The organism is uncultured Aquincola sp., from assembly GCF_964001545.1.
Lineage (GTDB): Bacteria > Pseudomonadota > Gammaproteobacteria > Burkholderiales > Burkholderiaceae_C > Aquincola.
The window spans coordinates 1-4,546 of record NZ_CAXFDV010000245.1; the positions used below are offsets into that span (position 1 = coordinate 1).

Here is a 4,546-nt window from a genome sequence, read left to right on the forward strand (position 1 = left end):
CACCCCAACCTGATCCGCCACAGCGTGCCCTTCAATGCCGAGGCCGATTCGCTGAACTGCGCCATCCTGGCGCCCGACGTGACGCCCGACGATGAAGAGTTCGACCTCTTCGTCAAGGAGGTGGCGCGCGAGATGACGGTCAAGGCCGGCCAGAAGTGCACCGCCATCCGCCGCGCCATCGTGCCGCGTGACCGCATCGATGCGGTGGCCGAAGCCCTGCGTGCGCGCCTGGCCAAAGTGACCGTCGGCGACCCCGCGCTGGAAGGCGTGCGCATGGGCGCGCTGGCTTCGCATGCGCAGCTGGCCGACGTGGGTGAGCGCGTGGCCCAGCTGCGCCAGGGCGCCGAGCTGGTGGTGGGCGGCGAAGGCTGCGCGACGGTGGGCGAAGGCACGGCCGAAGGCGCCTTCTTTGCACCCACGCTGTTGCTGGCGCGCGATGCGCTCAGCAACACCGCGGTGCACGACATCGAAGCCTTCGGCCCGGTGAGCACGCTGATGGCCTACGACGGCGTGGACGAAGCGCTGGCCCTGGCCGCCCGCGGCAGCGGCAGCCTGGTGGGCACGCTGGTCACGCGCGATCCGGCCATCGCCGCGCGCGTGATTCCGGTGGCCGCCGCGATGCACGGCCGCCTGCTGGTGCTGGACCGCGAGGCCGCGGCCGAATCCACCGGCCACGGCTCGCCGCTGCCTGCGCTCAAGCACGGCGGCCCTGGCCGCGCCGGCGGCGGTGAAGAGCTGGGCGGCGTGCGCGCCGTCAAGCACTACCTGCAGCGCGCGGCGGTGCAAGGCTCGCCCACGATGCTGGCTGCGGTGACGGGTGAGCATGTGCGCGGCGCCAAGGTCACCGACACGCCGCAGCACCCGTTCCGCAAGCACTTCGAAGAGCTGCAGGTGGGCGACTCGCTGCTCACGCACCGGCGCACGGTGACCGAGGCCGACATCGTCAACTTCGGCGGCGTGTCGGGCGACTACTTCTACATGCACTTCGACGAGATCGCCGCCAAGCAAACGCAGTTCGGCCAGCGCATCGCGCATGGCTACTTCGTGCTGTCGGCGGCGGCGGGCCTGTTCGTCAGCCCGGCGCCGGGGCCGGTGCTGGCCAACTACGGTCTGGACACGCTGCGCTTCGTCAAGCCGGTGGCCATCGGCGACACCATCCAGGCCCGGCTGACGGCCAAGCGCAAGATCGACCGCAACAAGACCGACGACAAGGGCGTGGGCCAGGGCGTGGTGGCCTGGGACGTGGAAGTGAAGAACCAGCACGGCGAGCTGGTGGCCAGCTACGACATCCTGACGCTGGTGGCCAAGCGGGGGTGAAAGGGGGCAGGGCGCCCGGGCGCCCACCGTGGGCAGGGCGCCTAGGCGCCGACCTCGGCCCAGAGCGTCGCAGGCGGCAGCGCCAGGTCCACGCTGGCCAAGTGCACCGTCTCGGTGGGTGCAAAGGGGTGCAGCACCCAGAGCCAGTCGTCGCCCTTGCGGTAAACGTCCGTCACCCGGCGCTCCGGGTCGATGAACACCATCTCGCGCAGGCTCTCGGCCAGCCGATAGGCCGCGAACTTGGCGCCGCGCTCAAACGCTGCGGTGGGGGGGGCGAGAGCACCTCACCCAAGTAGGCGCTGCAGCAGCTGCCCTGCAGCCTTTGCCGAAGGGCGATGTACACATGGCCCGCCACCGTCACATGCTGCTCATGTGACGGCTGCAGCCCATGCTGGTGGATGTGTCAGGCAGCAGCCAGGTGCTGCACTTCATCAGCCAGCCGGTCGCCCTGATCGCGTTGGATCACCTCGATGTCGTACTGCGCCTGCAGTTGCAGCCAGAACTGCGGCTCTACACCGAAGGCCAGGCCCAGGCGAACCGCCGTGTCGGCGGTGATGCCGCGTTCTCCGGCGCAGATCTCGTCGATGCGCCGCTGCTGCACACCGATGGCTTTGGCCACGCGATAGCGCGTGATGCCCATGGGCTCTATGAAATCGCTCAACAGCACCGAGCCGGGGTGCACCGGGTCCAGCCTGCGGCCGGTGGTGACGCCGCGCAGGTTCAGCGACTTCAGTTCGTTGCGTGCAATGCTCATGGTCGTTCACTCCATTGACCTGTGTGACTGCGTCCCTCAGTGGTAGTCCGCAATCTCGACTTCAAACGCGCTCGCGTCATGCCATTTGAAGCAGATTCGCCACTGGTCGTTGATGCGGATGCTCCACTGCCCTTTGCGGTCTCGGGCGAAGCGCCAGTTTGCACCCCTCTTGAAACCCGCCCGCCCCATCCTCATTGTTGGATGCATCGGCGCCGCCGCTTCGCAGAACCACCGCGGCGCCGGGTCCACCCATCGAGGAGATTTGCCATGGCACGATCCCTTTTTTCGCGCGACGTCTTCGCCGAAATCGACCGGCTGCAGCGTGAGATGCAGCAGGCCTTCGACCTCACCCCCAGCATCCGCGGCTACGCCCGGGGCGGCTACCCGGCGCTGAACGTCGGCAGCACGCCGCAGTCGTTCGAGGTGTATGCCTTCGCCCCGGGGCTCGATCCGGCCAGCATCGACGTGCAGCTCGATCGCGGCATCCTGAGCGTGGCCGGTGAGCGCCGCGGCTCGATGCCCGCAGCGGGCGAGAAGTCCACCGTGCACATCAACGAGCGCTTTGCCGGCGCCTTCAAGCGCGTGGTCAGCCTGCCGGACGATGCCGATCCGGACGGCGTGTCGGCCAGCTACCGCGACGGCGTGCTGCGCATCAGCGTGCAGCGCCGCCAGGCCGCCCAGCCGCGCCGCATCAGCGTGCAGTGACGCTGCACCTGTCTAGACAAGTTTCATAGCGAGGAGTTCACCATGACCACCGCTCAAGTCCCCGCTCAGCGCCCTGAAGCGCCCGCCGCCGCCACTGCTGCCGCCACTGCAGCCGGGTCCGCGCAGCCGCGCAACACCGCGGCCGAAGCCGCCCTGGTGCCCGCCGTCGACGTGATCGAGGATGCCACCGGCATCACCCTGTACGCCGACCTGCCCGGCGTGGCCAAGGAAGCGCTGGAACTCAACGTCGAGCGCGACACCCTGACCATCGAAGGCGCCGTCAACCTGCCGGTGCCCGAAGGCATGGCCGCCAGCCACGTGGAAGTGGACCGCGCCCGCTACCGCCGGGTGTTCACGCTCAGCAAGGAACTGGACAGCCAGAAGGTGACGGCCGAGCTGGCCCACGGCGTGTTGAAGCTGCGCATTCCCAAGGCCGAGCACGCACAGCCGCGGCGCATCCAGGTGCAGGTCGCCTGAGCCTTCCAGCCCTGAAGTCCTGATGCCGGCAGGGCCTGCCTGCCGGCATGCACACTGCGGTCAACTTCCACGGAGGAACCGCAGATGCAACAACGTCAATTGGGCCGCAGCGGCCTGCACGTCTCCGCCCTCGGCCTGGGCTGCATGGGCATGACCCATGGCTACCTGCCCAAGCCCGATCGCGGCGAGATGCTCCAGCTGCTGCGTGCAGCCGTGGACCGCGGCGTCACCTTCTTCGACACCGCCGAGGTCTACGGACCCTTCAATAACGAAGAGCTGCTGGGCGAAGCCCTGGCCCCGGTGCGCGGGCAGGTGGTCATTGCCACCAAGTTCGGCTTTCGCGTCGAGAACATGCCGGGCGTGGACAGCCGGCCCGAGCGCATCCGCCAGGTGGCCGAGGCTTCGTTGAAGCGGCTGAAGACCGAGGCCATCGACCTCTTCTACCAGCACCGGCCCGACCCGCAGGTGCCCATCGAAGACGTGGCCGGCACCGTGCGCGACCTGATCCGCGAGGGCAAGGTCAAGCACTTCGGCCTGTCGGAAGCCGGGGCCGACACCATCCGCCGCGCCCATGCGGTGCAGCCGGTGGCGGCGCTGCAAAGCGAGTATTCGTTGTGGACGCGCGACCTGGAGCCCGAGGTGCTGCCGCTGCTGGCCGAGCTGGGCATCGGCCTGGTGCCTTTCAGCCCGCTGGGGCGCGGTTACCTCACCGGCCAGATGGATGCCAGCACCCCGCTGCAGCCGGGCGACTTCCGCGCCACGCTGCCGCGCTTCACGCCCGAAGCACGCCAGGCCAACGAGGCGCTGGTGGCGCTGCTGCGCCGCACCGCCGAGCACAAGGGTGCCACGCCGGCCCAGGTGGCGCTGGCCTGGCTGCTGGCCCAGCAGCCGTGGATCGTGCCCATCCCGGGCACCACCAAACTGCACCGGCTGGAAGAGAACCTGGGCGCCGTTGCGCTGCAGCTCAGCGCTGAAGACCTGCAGCAGATCCGCAGCGCGGCCGAAGCCATCCCGGTGCAGGGCGGGCGATATCCGGAAGCGATGCAGCGGATGGTCGGGCGTTGAGCCCGTCGCCCGCCGCGGCGCTCAGCCGCGGTGGATGGACACGCCGCCGTCCACCCGCATCGCGCTGCCGGTGACGAAGGACGACGCATCGCTGGCCAGGAACAGCACGGCCTGCGCGATCTCGTCCGGCGCGGCGATGCGGCCCAGCGCATGCAGCCGCGCCACCGCGGCCAGTTGCTCCGGGCTGCCGTTCATCTCGCGCGCCATCGGCGTATCGGTACCGCCGGG

The 4,546-nt window shown here is 69.4% G+C and carries 7 protein-coding genes and 1 pseudogene; 4 read left to right on the forward strand and 4 right to left on the reverse strand.

What is annotated here, in order from left to right; translation table 11 throughout:
• Positions 1–1,317, forward strand: a 1,317-nt coding sequence (gene paaZ / locus ABNT58_RS08425) for a phenylacetic acid degradation bifunctional protein PaaZ (RefSeq protein WP_348753051.1), incomplete at its 5' end; no start/stop codon positions are given.
• 41 nt (positions 1,318–1,358) lie between these two features.
• On the opposite strand, the gene ABNT58_RS08430 is transcribed toward paaZ, so the two are convergent.
• The 3 genes and pseudogenes from ABNT58_RS08430 to ABNT58_RS08440 form a co-directional block, all read right to left on the reverse strand.
• Positions 1,359–1,541 carry a hypothetical protein gene (locus ABNT58_RS08430; protein ID WP_348753057.1) on the reverse strand — a complete coding sequence of 61 codons (183 nt, stop codon included), beginning with the start codon at positions 1,539–1,541 and terminating at the stop codon, positions 1,359–1,361.
• A 179-nt stretch (positions 1,542–1,720) separates the two neighbouring features.
• A complete protein-coding gene (locus ABNT58_RS08435) occupies positions 1,721–2,071 on the reverse strand; it encodes a HigA family addiction module antitoxin (protein WP_348753052.1) in 351 nt (116 codons plus the stop codon).
• Positions 2,072–2,107: 36 nt separating this feature from the next.
• A pseudogene (locus ABNT58_RS08440) lies at positions 2,108–2,212 on the reverse strand (type II toxin-antitoxin system RelE/ParE family toxin); the annotation flags it as partial.
• 126 nt (positions 2,213–2,338) lie between these two features.
• Here ABNT58_RS08440 and ABNT58_RS08445 point away from each other — a divergent pair.
• The 3 genes from ABNT58_RS08445 to ABNT58_RS08455 all read left to right on the forward strand — a co-directional run bounded on the left by ABNT58_RS08445 (position 2,339) and on the right by ABNT58_RS08455 (position 4,318).
• Positions 2,339–2,776, forward strand: a complete 438-nt coding sequence (locus ABNT58_RS08445) for an Hsp20/alpha crystallin family protein (protein WP_348753053.1) — start codon at positions 2,339–2,341, stop codon at positions 2,774–2,776.
• A gap of 42 nt (positions 2,777–2,818) precedes the next feature.
• Positions 2,819–3,253: an Hsp20/alpha crystallin family protein gene (locus ABNT58_RS08450; protein ID WP_348753054.1), complete on the forward strand. Its 435-nt coding sequence runs from the start codon at positions 2,819–2,821 to the stop codon at positions 3,251–3,253.
• A gap of 84 nt (positions 3,254–3,337) precedes the next feature.
• Positions 3,338–4,318, forward strand: coding sequence for an aldo/keto reductase (locus ABNT58_RS08455; protein WP_348753055.1), 981 nt, complete (start codon positions 3,338–3,340; stop codon positions 4,316–4,318).
• A gap of 21 nt (positions 4,319–4,339) precedes the next feature.
• On the opposite strand, the gene ABNT58_RS08460 is transcribed toward ABNT58_RS08455, so the two are convergent.
• Positions 4,340–4,546, reverse strand: a 207-nt coding sequence (locus tag ABNT58_RS08460) for an SDR family oxidoreductase (RefSeq protein WP_348753056.1), incomplete at its 5' end; no start/stop codon positions are given.